This is a genomic window from Pseudoalteromonas sp. A41-2 (assembly GCF_015767615.1).
Taxonomy (GTDB): Bacteria; Pseudomonadota; Gammaproteobacteria; order Enterobacterales; family Alteromonadaceae; genus Pseudoalteromonas; species Pseudoalteromonas lipolytica.
The window spans coordinates 307501-326059 of record NZ_CP065231.1 but is presented as its reverse complement, the minus strand read 5'-3'; the positions used below and the strand labels follow the sequence as shown (position 1 = coordinate 326059).

Annotated in this window: 18 protein-coding genes and 2 rRNA genes (1 of these 20 cut by a window edge); 5 read left to right on the top strand and 15 right to left on the bottom strand. The window is 42.2% G+C overall.

Annotated features, from left to right (window positions below; genetic code table 11):
- Window positions 1–110 precede the first annotated feature (110 nt).
- Window positions 111–470 carry a hypothetical protein gene (locus IT970_RS01595; protein WP_036974493.1) on the top strand — a complete coding sequence of 120 codons (360 nt, stop codon included), beginning with the start codon at window positions 111–113 and terminating at the stop codon, window positions 468–470.
- Window positions 470–673 carry a hypothetical protein gene (locus IT970_RS01590; RefSeq protein WP_075593175.1) on the top strand — a complete coding sequence of 68 codons (204 nt, stop codon included), beginning with the start codon at window positions 470–472 and terminating at the stop codon, window positions 671–673. The genes IT970_RS01595 and IT970_RS01590 overlap by 1 nt, the downstream gene beginning before the upstream one ends.
- Here the strand turns inward: IT970_RS01590 and IT970_RS01585 are convergent.
- From IT970_RS01585 to gspC, 13 genes are all read right to left on the bottom strand, one after another.
- Entirely contained in the window at window positions 670–1284 is a 615-nt protein-coding gene (locus IT970_RS01585) for a UPF0149 family protein (protein WP_075593176.1), read from the bottom strand. The genes IT970_RS01590 and IT970_RS01585 overlap by 4 nt on opposite strands.
- Before the next feature lie 23 nt (window positions 1285–1307).
- Window positions 1308–2066 carry a type II secretion system protein N gene (locus IT970_RS01580; RefSeq protein ID WP_075593177.1) on the bottom strand — a complete coding sequence of 253 codons (759 nt, stop codon included), beginning with the start codon at window positions 2064–2066 and terminating at the stop codon, window positions 1308–1310.
- 3 nt (window positions 2067–2069) lie between these two features.
- Window positions 2070–2543: a type II secretion system protein GspM gene (gene gspM / locus IT970_RS01575; protein ID WP_036974499.1), complete on the bottom strand. Its 474-nt coding sequence runs from the start codon at window positions 2541–2543 to the stop codon at window positions 2070–2072.
- Complete coding sequence (gspL, locus tag IT970_RS01570; protein ID WP_036974501.1) at window positions 2540–3751, bottom strand: type II secretion system protein GspL; 1212 nt, start codon at window positions 3749–3751, stop codon at window positions 2540–2542. The genes gspM and gspL overlap by 4 nt, the downstream gene beginning before the upstream one ends.
- Complete coding sequence (gspK, locus tag IT970_RS01565; protein ID WP_074989848.1) at window positions 3748–4740, bottom strand: type II secretion system minor pseudopilin GspK; 993 nt, start codon at window positions 4738–4740, stop codon at window positions 3748–3750. Before gspK ends, gspL begins: the two co-directional genes overlap by 4 nt.
- Window positions 4737–5354: a type II secretion system minor pseudopilin GspJ gene (gene gspJ / locus IT970_RS01560; protein WP_036974506.1), complete on the bottom strand. Its 618-nt coding sequence runs from the start codon at window positions 5352–5354 to the stop codon at window positions 4737–4739. Before gspJ ends, gspK begins: the two co-directional genes overlap by 4 nt.
- Window positions 5354–5728 (bottom strand): type II secretion system minor pseudopilin GspI, encoded by a 375-nt coding sequence (gene gspI / locus IT970_RS01555; RefSeq protein WP_075593178.1) that lies wholly within the window; start codon window positions 5726–5728, stop codon window positions 5354–5356. Before gspI ends, gspJ begins: the two co-directional genes overlap by 1 nt.
- Window positions 5728–6327 (bottom strand): prepilin-type N-terminal cleavage/methylation domain-containing protein, encoded by a 600-nt coding sequence (locus tag IT970_RS01550; protein ID WP_081759816.1) that lies wholly within the window; start codon window positions 6325–6327, stop codon window positions 5728–5730. Before IT970_RS01550 ends, gspI begins: the two co-directional genes overlap by 1 nt.
- Window positions 6328–6379: 52 nt before the next feature.
- On the bottom strand, window positions 6380–6802 hold the full coding sequence (gene gspG, locus IT970_RS01545; protein WP_036974512.1) for a type II secretion system major pseudopilin GspG: 423 nt from the start codon (window positions 6800–6802) through the stop codon (window positions 6380–6382).
- 75 nt (window positions 6803–6877) lie between these two features.
- Window positions 6878–8113 (bottom strand): type II secretion system inner membrane protein GspF, encoded by a 1236-nt coding sequence (gene gspF / locus IT970_RS01540; protein ID WP_036974513.1) that lies wholly within the window; start codon window positions 8111–8113, stop codon window positions 6878–6880.
- 2 nt (window positions 8114–8115) lie between these two features.
- A complete protein-coding gene (gene gspE / locus IT970_RS01535) occupies window positions 8116–9681 on the bottom strand; it encodes a type II secretion system ATPase GspE (RefSeq protein WP_036974514.1) in 1566 nt (521 codons plus the stop codon).
- A complete protein-coding gene (gspD, locus tag IT970_RS01530; RefSeq protein ID WP_036974515.1) occupies window positions 9674–11737 on the bottom strand; it encodes a type II secretion system secretin GspD in 2064 nt (687 codons plus the stop codon). Before gspD ends, gspE begins: the two co-directional genes overlap by 8 nt.
- A 22-nt stretch (window positions 11738–11759) precedes the next feature.
- Window positions 11760–12704, bottom strand: coding sequence for a type II secretion system protein GspC (gene gspC, locus IT970_RS01525; RefSeq protein WP_036974516.1), 945 nt, complete (start codon window positions 12702–12704; stop codon window positions 11760–11762).
- A 206-nt stretch (window positions 12705–12910) separates the two neighbouring features.
- Here gspC and hslR point away from each other — a divergent pair, with 206 nt between their 5' ends.
- The 3 genes from hslR (at window position 12911) to IT970_RS01510 (ending at window position 15995) form a co-directional block, all read left to right on the top strand.
- A complete protein-coding gene (gene hslR / locus IT970_RS01520; RefSeq protein WP_371915632.1) occupies window positions 12911–13333 on the top strand; it encodes a ribosome-associated heat shock protein Hsp15 in 423 nt (140 codons plus the stop codon).
- Window positions 13334–13345: 12 nt separating this feature from the next.
- A complete protein-coding gene (hslO, locus tag IT970_RS01515; RefSeq protein ID WP_075593180.1) occupies window positions 13346–14191 on the top strand; it encodes an Hsp33 family molecular chaperone HslO in 846 nt (281 codons plus the stop codon).
- A gap of 265 nt (window positions 14192–14456) precedes the next feature.
- Window positions 14457–15995: a phosphoenolpyruvate carboxykinase gene (locus IT970_RS01510; protein ID WP_036974522.1), complete on the top strand. Its 1539-nt coding sequence runs from the start codon at window positions 14457–14459 to the stop codon at window positions 15993–15995.
- A gap of 1437 nt (window positions 15996–17432) precedes the next feature.
- Here IT970_RS01510 and rrf read toward each other — a convergent pair.
- A 5S ribosomal RNA gene (gene rrf / locus IT970_RS01505) occupies window positions 17433–17547 on the bottom strand.
- A gap of 187 nt (window positions 17548–17734) precedes the next feature.
- Window positions 17735–18559 (bottom strand): 23S ribosomal RNA (locus IT970_RS01500); it runs 2061 nt beyond the window's last position.

The following is an 18559-nucleotide window of genomic DNA, read 5'->3' as shown; positions in this document are numbered from 1 at the left end:
CTAAAATATGAACTTTTTAATTATTTCATCGTATATTCTTGCTTTTAAATCAGCCATTTTATTAAACTTGTCCCAATTCCTTCTTTATTTAGATCAAAGTTCTGTGTGCTATGAAAAAATTTATCATTTTAGTACTTATTATTTTAGCATTGTTCACGATTGATCACCCTTTGATCAAAGAACCCAGAGAACGGTTGTTAGGTGATGGGGTGAACGTACTTTCAGATTTTAGCCAAGTTAACCGCAGCCCCGCCGCGAATATGGCGAAGAACACGATTAAGTCACAGCTTAATTTATCGAATTCAGAGCGTGAGTACGTCGAAGAGGCTTTTTTGAATGACGATAAACTGCAAATCTTTCATTTACATTATTGTCGTGAAAAAGATATTAACTTATATTTCTATGGTGAACGCCTAGAACGTGTTTGTAATATTGTTTCGGATGCACTTGAAGAAAGGTTAAATAAATAATGGATTTTTCTGCGCTTAATAAAAAAACCAGCGATTCATTTGCTAAACAGCGCAATATGCTAAAAAAGTTGGCAAAAGGACAGACTATGCATTGTGAAACATGCAAAGGAGTCCTTACCTTAAACCTACAGACTGAACAGCCTGGCAAAGGCATTGTTCGTTGTGCAAAAGGCTGCACAGATATTGTGTTAGAGCTTGCTTAGCCCCAGCCTTCATCATTATAAAGCTGGCTATTTACTGCAACGGCTTCGATTAACTCAGCAAAGCCTGCTGCAAACTCATTCATCACTTCATACTGCTGTTGACATAACAGCCCTTCGGTTAAACCATGCTGATTGGCAATCGATGCTATATCAGCTGAGTCGAGTATAAAGAAACACAAACTTTGCTGTGCTGTCTCAAGTGCTTCTTTTAATTCACTTGCTAGTTGTGGCGCAGCTAACAATTTAGCAATATAGCCCTGCGCCCCAAGCATAAAGCCTTGGCTCCAATGCTGACACTCTTGCATATCAAGGTACGGCTGCTGAGCAGAATTAAATTGCAAACTTACGGGTAAGCTGTATCCGGTTTCAAATACGTGTTCACTGATTTGCTGATATAGCGCCATAAATGCAAACAATACCTGCTCATCCATTTGCCCATCACAACCAGGGACAACTTGCTCAAACCACTGATGAACATCCAATGGCTCGGGCGCACAAATAACGGCAAATAAATAACCGTGTGTTTGTGCTAACGATAGCGCGTCTTTTTGCTCAGCAAGAAAGCGTGCTAATAAGGCGCTTTGCTCTTTTGAAAACTCAGGAATTTGCATAATGCCTTCAATTAAAGTCGTGTTTATAAATTAAGTGGATAGCGTCCTTCGCTATCTGGACGCCCTAAAAACTTCGCAGCGTCATGCACTTCTTTTGGTAGACTGGCTTCTGGTTTTATATACCCTGCCACTTTAAAATCTAAATTGGCTTTTAGTACAGCATCGGCCTCAAGACCTAAGCGATTTTCAGGGTCAACCAAGACAGCTATATCGCCTGATTTACAACTAAGACGGCCGCTCAGTGGGCCAACACTAAACCAGCCATTAAGTCCTTGAACATCGATATTGGGACTGGCAATCTCACCCATTAACGTTTCACAATACGGCTGACCAGAGCTGAACTCATCGAGATCAACAATCACACGCCCTTGTGCACTAATTGGCAATGGCAGTTTTAAGCGCGCCATCGCACGCTCAACGCTCAAACGTAGTGTGGTATTTTTTACCACAACAGCTTGATTGAACAACCCATACGAAAAATCAGCATGGCCCGAAATATCTGTTTTATCACGCGGATCACCAAAGCGCACCGTACCAACGAGTTTGCCCGTCAACAATGACCAGCCAGATAACTTCCACCGTACATTATTAAGTTGCTCACCATCAAAACGTACCTGCATTATGCGACCATCCCAAAGCGAACCACTGGCTTTGCCTAGTTGCAATTGTTTTGGTAAATGCGGTGCAGCTAAATCTAGTGCAATTGCAGCGGGTGTTTTTATAAGCGTAAACACCAAAAAACACATCACAAATACTGTGACTAATAAAATAATTCTTTTCATCGTCTACTTCTCTAGTACCAAACGACTGACACGAACAAAACCAGACTTATCGTCTTTACTAATGTCTAAGTTTTCAATCAGTACACCTTGTGAATTAACTAATTCATCAAGCCACTCAACCAACTTGTTAAACTCGACAGAATCGATAGTTAAACGCAGTGAATTATCATTCGGTTGCATTTTACTGATGGTGATCTGATAACGATTTCGCGTGCTATTCACAATTTGACTTAAGCTGCGGTCATTCGCTACTCGTGCACTGCCACTGGCCTTTAACTTAACAATGCTCTCATCAACCCATGCCAGCAATTCTTGTTGTTTTATCGTGTCTTGTTCTGCTTTTTCAATCGCCGCATTTAACGGCCTAAAGATTCCCATCACAAGGATAAAAATAACAAAAATCACCCCAGCGACGACAACAAGTTGTTGTTCTTGCTCTTTTAATGAACGCCAGTAACTAATTAATTGGTTTTTCATGCCGCACCTCGCAACTTAATTTCACCGACGACAAAATCACCATCATTATTTAGTGAGCCTTGATCAACCGTTAAGCCTCGCTGTTCTAAAATTGCTTTTACTTTTCCAAACGATTGGAAATCTTTACCACGTGCACGAATACGTAACTCGTTGCGGCCTTGGTCATAACGCAAAGTTTCTGGCGTGAAGTCTTTTACTTCACTAAAAATAGTCACTAAGTCATTAGTCAAATCTAAGAAACCAGCGGTACTTCCGCTATCGAGCAATGCGAGTTCATTACGAATTTGACTACGAATCAACTGTGGGCGTACTTTCTTATTAGGAAAAGCGCGCTGATAGTTAGTCACAACTTGTGCCTTCGTTTTCTCAAGTTGAGTATTTAGTTTATATAACTCAAGGGACTTAACCCCCACACTGCATACCAATGCAACCCCTGCGGCAATAGCGGCTTTTTGCCAGTATCCCCACCAAATGGCTGACTTTTTCTTTAATTGATATACACCTTGGCGTAGATTAAAACTAATTTCAGGGAGTTGTTTCGCAAATAAAGCGAGCGGTAAATCATACAGCTCCGTTTTTGCCTCAAGATTAACTGATTCAGGGAACCCGGTGGCTGGACTAAAATGTGCAACATCTGGGTGGCCCATTGCGGTCAAATAACCATCTAGCCAGTCTGTTTCAACAGCTGCAATATGCCAGTGACCTAATTTACATAACCATTGGCCATTGAGTTCAACGGTACGCAGGGTATTTTCATTGTCGACTCGAGGAAGTAATAATGCGTCAGGTAACACTTTAAATACTTCAATATCATGCTCATTGAATGTAGCAAGCCACTGCTCAAACCACTCACGATCGGTCATGGCGATATTAACCGCATGCTTTTCATCTATGAGTGTAGGCTCAGCAATCGCAATAAATAGGTCGTCGACATCACACGCGATATCTTCTTCAAGCATATAGGGCAATGCCTGCTCTAACTTACGACTCCATTTAGTCGGCAATTCAACTGTTTTTAGCTGAATTTGATCACTCGGTAAAAGAGCAACCACTTCACGGGTTTGTGCTTTTTCAGTTAACTCACCTAATTGTGCTGCACTGGCGATTTCGCCGCTCGCAATTATTTCTTGTTCTGTCGGTGAGTAAATTAGCCAACTAAGGCTATCTTGTAATGTTTGACCCGCACGGATCAACAATATTTCTGTCACTGTACGCCTCCAAATTTTCGCGCCAGTATCGTTACTTTACCATTATTGGCATGGAGTAAGGTGGTCATCGAAAAACGCAACTCTGCAAATTCAGCTTGCGTTTGTAGTTTAAAATAATCACTGTTGATGGTGAACAAGTCTTTAACAGCTTCGACGTTTTGTGCGCCTTGTTGATTAACTTGTTCAAAAAATGCGTTCATATCATCAAATCCCTCTTCAGGGCGAGACGATAATACACTTTCTGCGCCTGATAAACTGAGGCCATCAATAAGCGAGCTTAGAATAATGGCACTTTCATTAGGCAAGGTATTTACATTAATCGCTAAAAGTTCACTGTCTGGTATCACACACACAAAGGGCAATACTTTTTCCATCACTAATGGATTGAAGCCTTTAACTAAACGCAACTCTGATGTTGAAGCAAAAAAGCTGTTTGCAGTCATGTAGGGATACTTACGCGATAAGTACTCATCTTCTTCTGCACCTGAGCGATAAGTAATACTGTCTTCATCGAGCCAGTCATAGACGCTGTCAGCCATTGCCTCTTCAGACTCATCTGCGGGTAAGTCTTCAATATTCTCAAGTAAAGCTAACAATGCTTTGTGCGCTGGGTTCGTTTTATTAGCCGAGCCGGTTTGTTGCACAGGTTTTGTGCGTAAAGCATTTAAGTTCAAGCACGCTTGCAAATCCGTAATCGTGCCACTTAACGTGCCATTATCAACAGGGTAAGGAACCCCACCTTGCTGCGCCCAGACTTGCCCTAGATGAATTTTATCAGGGTCATCTTTTTTAGTTTGTTTAATCGCTTTAATCGCTAATTCTTCAGCAGCAAAAGCATACCACTTAGCTTGCTGATGACTTTGTATATTAGTACTACGCTGCACTTGCACCATCAGGTTTGCACTCATTTCGACCGCTAGCATAGCGGCTAATGCGACAATAAATAAAACAATAACAAGTGCGGCACCTTGAGAACGTTTAATCATCATGGCTGAGTACTCACTACACCTTCACCGGGCACTAAAAAGACTCGGCGAATAGGCTCTTGTTCTATTTTTTGAATGGTCACGGCAACAGCCTTCGGTAATGCAGCGACTTGCCACTGCTCTTGCCATTCGTCTTTATCATCAAGAAATTCAAACTTCAGATCTTCAATATCTTCTAGAATAACTTGCGAACGCGGTTCCATATTATCGAGCTGATCAACATATACTCGGTATATGCGCTCTAGGTTATCATCGATAACACGATAACCAACAGCTTGTAACTCAGAGCGCGGCAGCAAGTTTATTGGATTAATCCACCCATCACGCACAAAACCAATGCCATCATATTGACTGTCAAATACATAACGCCCAGCAAGAATGTAACCTTCTTGAAAGTCTCCCGCCTCATTGCGTACTTGACGTTTCGTCATTTGGCTAAAGTCTTGGTCCATAAGACGAAATACCGTTTGAAAGCCATTGAGCTCTGCGATTGTCTCATCTGAGGCTTCTTTAGCCTTGGTGGTTGATTCTAAGATTTGATGAGTCGATAACACCACAAACGCTAAAATGCCCATTGCGACGATAACTTCAAGTAAGGTAAACCCGCGTTGCTTCACTACTTGTCACCTTTGTTTAAATAAGTAACAAGTTCATAAATGGGGTATTCTAGTTTTTCGTCAGCAAACACATTAATAGTGACTTTCACGAAGCTTTTATCTGCCGTAGCAATGACATCTTGACGCCAATACCACTCATAACCAGCCAATGTCTCACTGCCTTTAGTGCCATTTTTGCCCGCCCACTTATCACCTTTTGTTCGCTGCTCAACTATGACATTTTCAGCAACCCATGATGCATATGTTTGCTCTTCAATCGTCGACAAGTGATTGATGTGTTCACCCGTTGCCTGCATTGCAGCAATACCCGCCATGGCACAAATAGCCAAAGCAACCATGACTTCAAGTAAAGTGAAACCCGCTGACTTAGTCATTACTCTGGCTCCATACGAAGTTTAACAGGAGCCATGAACTCGCCTTCGATAAAATACTGCGGTTCACGCTCCTCTTTCAGCTCATACACTAACTGAAAAGCACTGACTTCTCCTGAAGAAAGGATCAGTACCTGTGGAATCTTTAACTTTTTAAGTTCTAATAAACTATCTTCGTCACCGCCGCTCATCAATTCACGCCAGTTCGATTGCTCAAGTAAGTTATCTTGTGCCCATGCCAAATCTTCGAGATTCAAGGTTAATTTAAAATCTTCGTCTACTTTAATAGGCGCAAACAATTTTTCACGATCGAAGGTGACCCACTTTTCACCATCAAACACTAAAAATTCAAATACATTTTGATCTAAATGAAAGCCTAACTCGACCTGATTTAAGATGGCAAATTCAGATGCCATATTAATCGTGGTGTGTAATCTGAGCGCTTGTTTTTCTAATTTTTCTTCTGCACCACCATCAAAACTGTAGGCCACCATTTTAGTGACAAACCCTATCACCACAAGCACCATTAATATTTCGATGAGGCTAAAACCTTTTGCGTGCTTAGCACGCCCAGCCAAACGTAAACGATTAAGGCTTACCATAATAGTAAGCCTTGATGTGTATAAAAGGTAAACATCTGGCTGAGTTTACGCATTATTGCTTTTCTTCATCCCAGTTACCGATGTCATCATCGGTGCCAGCTTCGCCATCTGGACCCATTGAAAAAATATCAATTTTACCAATTTCTCCTGGGCTAATTAGTTGGTACGGGTTGCCCCATGGATCTTCAGGTAACTTTTCAATAAAACCACCATCTGGAAAACGTTTTGGAACCGGCTCGATGCTCGTTTTAGTAACAAGCGCTTCTAGACCCTGTTCTGTGGTTGGATAGGCTTTATTCTTCAGCTTATAAAGGCTTAACGCATCTTCAATTTGTTGAATATCTAGGTGTGCTTTGTCGATCGCTGCCTCTTCTTGTTGGCCCATAATGTTTGGTGCCACAATTGACATAATCATACCGATGATAACCAGTACCACCATGACTTCTAATAATGAGAAACCTGACTGTTTGTTCACAAAAATACCTCTAATTTTCTTCAATAATTTATTATAAAGCGACAGCTACTGGCTGTTGCTCTACCGTTCCCTAATTTAAAGTCCTACTGCCTTATTCATTGCCATAATTGGCTGCAGTATTGCCATAACAATAAACAAGACAATGACCGCCATTGATGCAATCATCGCTGGCTCTAAAAGTTTTAAAGACACGTTGACCATGCTTTCAAACTCACGATCTTGGTTATTTGCTGCTCGCTCAAGCATTTGCTCAAGTTCACCTGACTTTTCGCCACTTGCGATCATGTGCAGCATCATAGGTGGAAAAAGTTTCGTTTGTTGTAAAGCGGCACGAAGGCTCGCCCCTTCACTGACTCGGGTGGCTGCATCTTGCACCGATTTTTTCATTTTCTCATTAACCAATACCCCACCAGAGATACGCATACCTTCGAGTAAGGGAACGGAGCTTGAAGATAAAATACTTAACGTTCGTGCGAATCGAGCGGTATTCACCCCTCTCGCGACTTTACCTATACCAGGCAAGTAAAGTACTTTTTCATCAAACCAGTAACGAATTTTTGGTCGTTTGAGTGCATGCTTAATTCCCACTGAGAGTGCAGTGATAATTATTAAACTAATAAACCAATAATTTTGTACAAAGTTACTGGCTGCCATAACCCACTCTGTCGTCCAAGGAAGTACTTGTTTTGATTTTTCGAATGTTTTTAATATTTTGGGAACCACCGTGCCCAACAACACTGAAACAATTGCGATAGCAAACACAACAAGAATGATTGGATATACCATCGCTTGTGTTATTTGACTACGCATATGCTGACGTTGTTCCGTGTAATCAGCTAAACGATTTAATACTTGATCTAAGTGGCCCGATTTTTCACCGGCAGCCACCATGGCACGATATAAATCATCAAATACATGCGGAAACTCACTCATACCATCTGCGAGTGTGTAGCCTTCAACAACTTTTGAGCGTACAGACATGAGCATACGTTTTAAACGCGGTTTTTCACATTGCTCAGCGACGGCCATTACCGCCCCTTCGACAGGTAATGCTGACTGAATTAAGGTGGCAAGTTGACGAGTAATCAGCGCTAAATCTGAGGTCGATATTTTTGGTTTGAAAAAACCGCTAAATAATGACTTTTTAGCCCCTTTAACTTGCTTTTCACCCTCTGCTGCAGCGACAACCTCTAAAGGCATCAGGCCTTGGTCACGTAATGTTTGACGTATTTGCTTTACCGTATCGGCTTCAAGAATGCCTTTTTTCTCTTTACCTTTACCATCCAGGGCGCGGTACTCAAATGCAGCCATAATTAACCTTCCTCACGCGTTACACGCAAGACTTCTTCTAAGGTTGTACGGCCTGCCAACACACGGCTACAGCCATCTTGACGAATACTTGGGCTACGAGTACGAATGTACTTTTCAACACTTTGTTCGCCTTTACCGCTGTGGATCATTTCACGAATAGCCTCATCAACAACCAGTAATTCATGAATCCCCGTACGGCCACGATAACCATTAAAGTTACACTCTTCACAGCCTACAGCACGGTAAATCGTCGGTGGCTCTGCAGGGTTAACACCTAATAACTGGCACTCTCGCTCGTCGGCGACATGCCCTTCTTTACAGCTATTGCATAAAGTACGCACTAGACGTTGTGATAACACACCCAGCAAAGAAGAAGACAACAGGAAAGGTTCTACTCCCATATCTTCCATACGGGTAATCGCACCCGCAGCGGTATTGGTATGTAAAGTCGACATAACTAAGTGACCCGTTAACGACGCTTGCACACCGATTTGTGCGGTTTCAAGGTCTCGGATCTCCCCCACCATGACGACATCAGGGTCTTGACGTAAAATTGCACGCAATCCCCGCGCAAAGGTCATATCTACTTTGGTGTTTACTTGTGTTTGACCAATCCCCGGTATTTCGTACTCAATCGGGTCTTCAACCGTCAAAATATTACGGTCACGTGAGTTTATTTGACTCATACCCGCATACAAAGTGGTACTTTTACCAGAACCTGTGGGACCAGTTACCAAAATAATACCGTGAGGCTTACTGATGAGATCAGCGAACAATTCGCGATTTCGCTCGGTCATCCCCAAATCTTCAAGATTTAAGCGCGCATTATTTTTATCAAGTAAACGCAGTACAACACGCTCACCAAAACTTGATGGCATCGTTGATACACGTACATCAACAGCACGTCCAGCAATACGTAAACTTATACGCCCATCTTGTGGAATACGCTTTTCTGCAATATCGAGCTTTGCCATAACCTTAATACGTGACACGAGTAAGGATGCAAGTTTACGATTTGGTTTTAAAACTTCTTTTAAGACACCGTCTACCCTAAAGCGAATTACTAACTCTTGCTCAAAGGTTTCAATGTGAATGTCTGAAGCACCCTCTTTAATTGCCTCACTGAGCATGGCATTAATGAGTTTAATAATAGGTGCGTCATCATCCCCTGCGAGTAAGTCTTCTGTTTGCGGTAGTTCATCAGCTAAAGAAAATAAGTCAACTTCATTGCCAATATCTTCCATCATTTGCTGTGTTTCAGAACTATCGCGTTGATAAGAAGCCTCAAGTAACAGCTCAAATTTGTCGTCTGGCAACTGCTCGAGTGAAAAACCACGTCCCGCAATACGACGTACTTCAAGTAAAGCCGTTACGTCTAATTCGCCGCGATAAAAAACAGTCCAATTATCACCATTTTTACTTAGCAAGACACCAGCACGACGCGCATATGAAAACGGTAAGCGCTTTGCAGGCAAGCTAACAAGATCATCACTTGTTAAGAGCTCATCATGGTCAATAGACGCACTCTGCGCTAACTCGTCATTAATCTCTGTAATTGCATCAGTCATCTTTACGATCATCTGCGTTTTGTTGTTTCAGGTATTCTTCATACGTTGGCGGTAATACCAACGCATCATTCCATTCTGGTAAGATTGGCATATCAGTTAATGGCATTAAATCAATCCCATCTTCTTTTTGTTTATGCTGCTCACCACGGATGAAGTTATATTTTGAATGACTTAACTTATTCATGCTCATACCATCACGAACAATCGTCGGACGAATAAATACAATTAAGTTACGCTTGCGCTTACTGGTACTGGTTGAACGGAATAAGTGCCCTAAAATAGGAATGTCACCTAACAATGGAACTTTCGAGACACTTTCTTGTACGTCTTCATCAATTAAACCGCCTAACACGACCATGCCACCATCATCGGCCATAACGGTGGTTTTAATCGCACGCTTATTCACTGAGATATCGACTGAAGTTGCACCACTTACGCCAGAGACTTCTTGCTCAATCGTTAACTGAACCGCCGAGCCATCATTAATTTGTGGTGTTACTTTGAGTTTCACACCCACTTCTTGACGTTCAACCGTTTGGAATGGGTTAGAATTATTTGAACCCGTTTGTGACCCAGTGATAATTGGTACTTCTTGACCAACGATCATCGACGCTTCTTCGTTATCCATGGTGGTGACAGAGGGCGTTGCAAGAATATTTGAATTGGTATCTGTTGAAACGGCTTGGATAATCGCACCCCAGTCATTTTTCACAATACCCATTGCAAGACCATTAATACCACCGAGTAACGCACCAAGTGGCCCTAAGTCACCTTCCTGTGTCTCTGAGGTATTTGTAACATTACCGGTTTCTGTACCAACAACCGTCCCTTGAATCGTTTTATCACGTGCTTGCTCTGCCGCAACAGCCAATGAGCCAACAGGCACTGTTGTGCCGTTGTTAAACTGCATCATTCCGCCTTGCTCTGAAATCCATTGCAAACCAAAGTTAATGCCATCGGCCTCAAGAACCTCAACAATAATTGCCTCAACTAGCACCTGTGCGCGACGAATATCTAAGCGCTCAATAACTTGCTCAAGTGAGCGCATCGTATCTGGCTGGGCTGTAATAACCAACGAGTTTGAATCAGGGTGCGCTTCTATGCTTGTTTCGTTCTGACTGCGTGAACGAGCTTTCGTTGCGCCACCTTGGCCATCTTCAGCGAGTGTTTTACTCACACCTTGCAATACTTTTACTAAATCTTCTGCTTTTGCATAATTTAAGTAAATGACCTTGGTATTACCTTGATTCTCAAGTTCACCGTCTAAGCGGCTGATTAACTCAACAGCACGCGTACGGGCCTGCGCCTCACCACTGACAATCACACTGTTAGTACGACCATCGGCAACCACTTTCGGAATCAAAAATTCAGGGATGCTGCCTTTACCACTATCTTTATAAATATTGTCAACAACAGAGACAACATCATCCGCTGTAGCAAACTTAAGTTGAACAATATCAACTCGCTTATCACCGGCTTGGTCAACTGAACGGATGATTTCAACTAAACGATTTACAGAGGCAGCGTGGCCGGTAAGCATCATTACGTTAGCGGCGTTGAAGTTAGCAACATGCCCCCCGTCTTTTTGATCGCTAAACTGACGAACTAACGGACCTAACTCTTGTACGCTAACATTCTTAACTCGCACAACGCGCGTGACCATCATATCGCCACTGGCTTGGTTATCTTCCGTCACTAAAGGGACGTTCGATTTTTTAGCGTCAGAGCTTTTCTCAATTTTAAGAATGCCGTTATCCATCTCAACAGCTGAATAACCGTATACTTCTAATACATTTAAGAAAAATTGATAGTACAGCTTCTCATCCATTAACTCATAACTGCGCACATTAACTTTGCCGCGCACGTTCGGATCGATGATCACTGTTTTATTGAGATTTTTACCCACAATATTAATGAACTCATTAATATCGGTGCCTTTAAAGTTTGCAGCATACTCAACAGCCGAAACTGAGAGCGATAATCCTGTTAATAAAAAAAGCGCTGCATACTTAGCTAACCCTTTTTTGATTTTTGTGAGGTGTAGCGCGTGAACCATTCTATAAAAACTCCAAAGCTAATTATTGCAGGCTAAATTGCACATCAATTTGCTCACCATCACGCTCGATAGTGATACTTGCGTCAGTACTATTACGTAATTCGTTTATTGCTGACATTGCCTGTTTTAAATCATTTAATTGATAGCCATTAATCGCAATGGCTAAATCATTATTCATTAATCCCATCTGCTTAAATAATGCCGGGTCTTTACCAGGGCTTAAGCGATAACCCACCAGTTCACCGTCGACCATCGCTTGCGATACACGAATGTAGTCGAATAATTTACCAGGGTCGTTTAATACTTCTTCACGCGTTTCAATAATCGCTTCTTTGACTTCTTGATCTTCAGTCGCATTGATTTCATTGTCCGCATCGATATCCTGAGGACCTTCTTCTAATTCTGGCTCTTGTTGCTCAGCCAAAACAGGCATAGAAACTGTTTTTGTAAAATCGAGTCCATCAAGCATTAATGTTTCAAAGCGACCACTTACATCCAAAATAACACGATCAGGTAAGACTTGTGCGAGCTTCGCTCGAGTGCCTTGAATTACATCATCAACAACATACGTTTCTTGTTTTCCTTGAGACTCTATTATAGCCAAACCAGCTTGATCGTTTTGGCTAACAGCCACGATACCCGTTAGATTAATACTTAAACGAGTTTCAGGGGCATTGTTAATAACTTGCGTTTGCTTTGCGGCAGGTTTTTTAGCTTCAACAACCACTTTACCGAATAAATGTTGTTCAAGAATTTGTCGTGAATTGACTGTTTCGATGCGTTTCGCAGTCATCGTTGTTCGACTTGCGGGCAGTGCTTTTGTATCAGGTTCAGGCCACAACAACCAGAACAACTTCGAGGATAAAAAGGCAATATAAACAACAACTAACAGCACAACTAATGCACTTAGCTTGGCATGAGGTAAGCCGTTTAAAAACTGTCTAACTTGTTGTAAGTGTTGATCCATATATTCTATTTCTTATTTTAATTTACTGCTTTATAGCAGGCCTATAGTACCTTTTCATTTTTCATTCAACAAGCACACGTATATTAAACTTTGTAAACAAGGTCGTTTCGACTAACAGGGGTAGCAAGGAAAAACTTTGACTGTTTCTTTATGATTAAGTTTCATGGTAAATTTTGCCTATACTCTAGCAGCTTTAAAAGAGCACAATTGTGTCAAAAGGTAACACTCAGCAGTCAAAAAACAGTCAAGACGAATTAAACGTCCGCCTTGATAAATGGTTATGGGCTGCCCGTTTCTATAAAACCCGCTCTGTTGCGCGAGACATGGTGCAAGGCGGTAAAGTGCATTATAATGGTCAACGAACAAAGCCCAGTAAAATCGTCGAGGTGGGCGCAGTCATAAAACTGCTGCAAGGAGTCGACGAAAAGGTAGTGACAATAGTGAAGGTCCTTGATAAACGTCAAAGTGCCCCCATTGCACAGACCTTATACCAAGAAACTCAAGCAAGTATTGAAAAGCGCGAAGCAAATGCAATCGCAAGAAAGAATAACAGCTTCTTTGCTCCACATCCTGATAGAAAGCCTGATAAAAAGCAAAGACGTGAACTGTTAAAAATGAAATCAAGTTAGGTAATGTAACACATGCAACAAGATTTACTTCATCGTTATATATTTGATCAACTCGATGTACGTGGTGAACTCGTACAAATTGAAAACACCTATCAAGAGATGATCGCCAACCATAATTACCCAGCTCCTGTTCAGGCACTCTTAGGTGAGTTGCTTGTTGCAACTTGCTTATTAACAGCCACCTTAAAGTTTGAAGGTGAAATTGCCGTACAGCTACAAGGTGATGGCCCTGTGAAATATGCTGTTATTAATGGTGATGATAAGCAAAATATGCGTGGTATTGCTCGCCTGCAAGGTGAAGTTCAAGGTAGTACTATTAAAGACTTGATTGGTAACGGTTATATGGTTATCACGATAACGCCAACAAAAGGTGAGCGTTATCAAGGTATTGTTCCGCTTGAACACGACACCTTAGATAAATGCCTCGAAAGCTATTTTGAGCAATCAGAACAATTGAAAACCCGTCTTTGGTTTGCGACTGAAATCACCGCTGGCTCAGCAAAAGCAGCCGGCTTATTCTTACAAGTTTTACCGGTAAATAAAGATAAGTCAGTAGAAGACTTCACTCACCTTGAAGCAATCAGTAATACAATTAAAGATGAAGAGTTACTTAATCTTGATGCTAATACTGTTCTTACTCGTCTGTATCATGAAGATAACCCTCAATTGTTCGAACCACAAAGTATCAATTTCCGTTGTGGCTGTAGCAGAGACAAGACAATTGCAGCATTAGTCAATATTGGTCAAGATGCTTTATTAGATGATGTAAAAGAAAAAGGTGAAGTTAAAATTAGCTGTCATTATTGCTTAAAAGATTACGTTTTTAACGAGCAGGATATTAAAGCAATTTTTAACTAAATGACCACTTAATAGTATTATTATATTAAAAGCCGCATTTGTTGCGGCTTTTTTCTTAATTTTTATGATACCGGTGTCATGAAAAAGCCCCATTTTATGACACCGGTATCATTGAAATTATTCATGTTTTTTACCAAATATATGTGTTTTTAACCCCTTCAGACACTCGAATATCCCTAATCCTTCTGTTACTATTATTTCAGCTTAAGGGAAAACAAGAACCCCAGAGCTATCCCGTTCAATCTCACACAATTTAGGTATAAACATGACTGCAAACGCTACTCGTTTTGTCGATCTTACTGCAGCTGAACTAGTCGAACACGCGATTCGTCGTGGCGAAGGGACTTTAGCCGCTAATGGTGCATTTGTTGCTAACACTGGTCGTCGTACTGGCCGTTCTCCAAAAGACCGTTTTATTGTTCAAGAGCCAAGCACTGAAAACGAAATCCAATGGGGTAACGTAAACCGCCCATTCGATGCAGACAAGTTTGATGCGTTATGGGCTCGTGTAGAAGCTCATGTACAAAGCAACGACCACTTCATCTCTCACCTAGAAGTTGGCGCTGATCCTGAGCACTATTTACCAGTCGTTGTAACAACAGAAACTGCATGGCATCACATTTTTGCCAAAAACATGTTTATCGAACCTGAAACTTATAATGCATCTGATTTACCTCAGTGGCAGGTAATGAATGTTCCTTCATTTGTTTGTGACCCTGAACGTGATGGCACAAATAGCGATGGCACAGTAATCATTAACTTTGCACAACGCAAAGTGCTATTGGCTGGTATGCGTTATGCCGGTGAAATGAAAAAATCAATGTTCTCTGTACAGAACTTCCTATTACCTGCGAAAGGTGTATTACCAATGCACTGTTCAGCTAACGTAGGTGAAGCAGGTGACACAGCATTGTTCTTCGGTTTATCTGGCACTGGTAAAACAACACTATCTGCGGATCCGACACGTTTCCTTATCGGTGATGACGAGCATGGTTGGGCGCCTGGTAGCGTATTTAATATCGAAGGCGGTTGCTACGCTAAATGTATCGACCTTTCACAAAAGAACGAGCCCGTTATTTGGAATGCAATCCGTTTTGGTACTATCTTAGAAAACGTAGTACTTGATGAAAACCGCGTACCGGATTTCCATGACACAAGTTTAACTCAAAATAGCCGTGCAGCTTACCCACTAGAGCACGTAGAAAAACGTAAAGTTGAAAACCGTGCCGGTGAGCCAAAAGCCGTTGTTTTCTTAACATGCGACGTGAGTGGTGTATTACCACCTGTATCAGTGTTAACAGAAGAAGCAGCAGCATATCACTTCCTAAGTGGTTACACTGCAAAAGTAGGTTCAACTGAAATCGGTTCAACTAGCGATATCGAATCAACATTCTCAACGTGTTTTGGTGCGCCTTTCTTCCCTCGTCCTGCAGGTGTATACGCAGAGCTTCTTATGAAGCGTGTACGTGAATTTGGCGCTAAAGTATTCCTAGTAAACACAGGTTGGACTGGTGGTCCTTACGGTACAGGTAAACGCTTTGACATCCCAACAACACGTGCAGTAGTTGACGCTATTGTTTCAGGTAAGTTGTCAGATGTTGAAACGCAACACATCGACGTATTAAACCTAGACGTCCCTGTTGCTGTACCGGGTGTTGATAGCAAGCTTCTTAACCCAATCAACACATGGGAAGACAAAGAAAAATACGCAGAATATGCAAACAAACTTGCATCTGACTTCACTGAAAACTTCGCGAAATACGATGTTTCGGAAGCAATCAAATCTGCAGGTCCAAAAGCTTAATTTATAAGCCTTCCTAAATACTAAACGCCGGCATCATGCTGGCGTTTTTATTTGCGCTGTAATTCGTCTAGCTCAATGTGATGCTGTTAGTTATTAATGAGAGACGGATAGCGTGAGCTGAAGTAATCCATTTTAGAGGCGGCACTCCTCACCTACATTGATCAATAGATCGTGATTAACAAGCGTAGCCGTGAATGTCTGTGGTTATATATGAAGGGCATAATCAGATACTTCGGCACTCAAGTACCTCCTACTACGCGCTAATTAGGTTAGCGTAAAGTGAAGCAGCCCATTTTAGAGCCCTCCAATCTTGTCATCATGATTAAACAACGTTAGAACCGTGATTATAGAGCGTAGGAACGGCTTTAGCCGTCAATGTCAGTGGTTATGTATGAAGGGGGCATAATCAGATACTTTCGGCACTAAAGTGCCTCCTACTAAGCTCTAATTATTTGAGCCAGAAGTGAAATGAGTGATTAAAGAGAACCCTCATTCTCCACTACTGTCATCATGATTAAACAACGTTAGAACCGTGATTGAACATCGTGATTAAGAAGCGTAGGAACGGCTTTAGCCGTGAATGTTAGGGGTTATGTGTGAAGAGCATATCAGACACTTTCGGCACTCAAGTGCCTCCTACGTCCTAATTGTTTGATCCAGATGTGAAATGAGCAATTTTAGAGCCCCTAGCGCTTCTATCATCGTTGTAGGAACGGCTTTAGCCGTCAATGTCAGTGGTTATGTATGAAGGGCATAATCAGATACTTTCGGCACTAAAGTGCCACCTACGCGCTAATTTGGTTAGCGTAAAGTGAAGTAGCCAATTTTAGAGCCTTCAACCTTGTCATCATGATTAAACATCGTTATTAAGAAGTGTAGGAACGGCTTTAGCCGTGAATGTCAGTGGTTATGTATGAAGGGCATATCAGACACTTTCGGCACTAAAGTGCCTCCTACTACGCCTAGTTATTTGAACCAGAAGCGAAGTGAGCAATTTAAGGGAATCTTTCATTCTTGTCGTCATGATTATACCATTCCGCTTAATTAAGTGGTCTATTTTGAGGCAATAAAACCGCGTTGATAACAAGGCAAAAATTTAGTTATTTAGTTGTTCTAAATCAGAAATTTTTAATGCAGGTAGCGACTGGTTTGATCACTCAAAATGATTAAGTATTTTTGCGGATTGGTATTAAACAACATGGGAATCGTGATTAAACATCTGATTATAAAGCGTGGGAACGGCTTTAGCCGTGAATGTCAGGGGTGTTGTATGAAGGGCATATCAGACACTTTCGGCACTAAAGTGCCTCCTACATCTCTTCACCTTGCGCTTATGCCTACTAGGATATAGGTCGTAGGGGGTCTTGGTTGGGTGTTTTATTTTTCTACAGGCAACAAAAAACCCGCTCTTTGCGAATCGGGTTTCTTTAATTAGGAGCCTGGCGATGTCCTACTTTCACATGGCAAATGCCACACTATCATCGGCGCTGTTTCGTTTCACTACTGAGTTCGGCATGGGGTCAGGTGGGTCCAAAACGCTATTGTCACCAAGCAAAATGCGTGGAAAGGATTCTCGACAAAGCGCATCGCGCTTACGAGTCCTTTGCGCAAGGTGAACTGATTTCGCATTAAGCGCTGCGGTTCACCCTACATAAAATCTGGAAATCTGATAATCGTAAATCTACTTTAGTATACTAACTTCTGTCTGTTACGCTGTCATAAAACGCGTTTGGCGTTGTATGGTTAAGCCTCACGGGTAATTAGTACAGGTTAGCTTAATGGCTCACACCACTTCCACATCCTGCCTATCAACGTTGTAGTCTTCAACGGCCCTTCAGAGACTTTAAAAGTCTAGTGAGAACTCATCTCGAGGCCTGCTTCGCGCTTAGATGCTTTCAGCGCTTATCAGTTCCGAACGTAGCTACCGGGCAATGCCATTGGCATGACAACCCGAACACCAGCGGTTCGTTCACTCCGGTCCTCTCGTACTAGGAGCAACCCCTCTCAATTCTCAAACGCCCACGGCAGATAGGGACCGAACTGTCTCACGACGTTCTAAACCCAGCTCGCGTACCACTTTAAATGGCGAACAGCCATACCCTTGGGACCGACTTCAGCCCCAGGATGTGATGAGCCGACATCGAGGTGCCAAACACCGCCGTCGATATGAACTCTTGGGCGGTATCAGCCTGTTATCCCCGGAGTACCTTTTATCCGTTGAGCGATGGCCCTTCCATTCAGAACCACCGGATCACTATGACCTACTTTCGTACCTGCTCGACGTGTCTGTCTCGCAGTTAAGCTGGCTTCTACCATTACACTAACCGTACGATGTCCGACCGTACTTAGCCAACCTTCGTGCTCCTCCGTTACTCTTTGGGAGGAGACCGCCCCAGTCAAACTACCCACCAGGCACTGTCCGTAACCCCGATTAGGGGCCAACGTTAGAACATCAAAACTACAAGGGTGGTATTTCAAGGACGGCTCCACAAAGACTAGCGTCTCTGCTTCAAAGCCTCCCACCTATCCTACACATGTAGGTTCAATGTTCAGTGCCAAGCTGT

Bases quoted from the DNA above. Each gene is read 5' to 3' on its own strand.
- gspF (WP_036974513.1), bottom strand. From the start codon at position 8,113: ATGGCTGCATTTGAGTACCGCGCCCTGGATGGTAAAGGTAAAGAGAAA.
- gspM (WP_036974499.1), bottom strand. From the start codon at position 2,543: ATGAAAAACCAATTAATTAGTTACTGGCGTTCATTAAAAGAGCAAGAA.
- gspI (WP_075593178.1), bottom strand. From the start codon at position 5,728: ATGACTAAGTCAGCGGGTTTCACTTTACTTGAAGTCATGGTTGCTTTG.
- gspE (WP_036974514.1), bottom strand. From the start codon at position 9,681: ATGACTGATGCAATTACAGAGATTAATGACGAGTTAGCGCAGAGTGCG.
- hslO (WP_075593180.1), top strand. From the start codon at position 13,346: ATGCAACAAGATTTACTTCATCGTTATATATTTGATCAACTCGATGTA.
- IT970_RS01595 (WP_036974493.1), top strand. From the start codon at position 111: ATGAAAAAATTTATCATTTTAGTACTTATTATTTTAGCATTGTTCACG.
- IT970_RS01550 (WP_081759816.1), bottom strand. From the start codon at position 6,327: ATGGTAAGCCTTAATCGTTTACGTTTGGCTGGGCGTGCTAAGCACGCA.
- gspD (WP_036974515.1), bottom strand. From the start codon at position 11,737: ATGGTTCACGCGCTACACCTCACAAAAATCAAAAAAGGGTTAGCTAAG.
- gspC (WP_036974516.1), bottom strand. From the start codon at position 12,704: ATGGATCAACACTTACAACAAGTTAGACAGTTTTTAAACGGCTTACCT.
- IT970_RS01580 (WP_075593177.1), bottom strand. From the start codon at position 2,066: ATGAAAAGAATTATTTTATTAGTCACAGTATTTGTGATGTGTTTTTTG.
- IT970_RS01590 (WP_075593175.1), top strand. From the start codon at position 470: ATGGATTTTTCTGCGCTTAATAAAAAAACCAGCGATTCATTTGCTAAA.
- IT970_RS01585 (WP_075593176.1), bottom strand. From the start codon at position 1,284: ATGCAAATTCCTGAGTTTTCAAAAGAGCAAAGCGCCTTATTAGCACGC.
- gspK (WP_074989848.1), bottom strand. From the start codon at position 4,740: ATGATGATTAAACGTTCTCAAGGTGCCGCACTTGTTATTGTTTTATTT.
- IT970_RS01510 (WP_036974522.1), top strand. From the start codon at position 14,457: ATGACTGCAAACGCTACTCGTTTTGTCGATCTTACTGCAGCTGAACTA.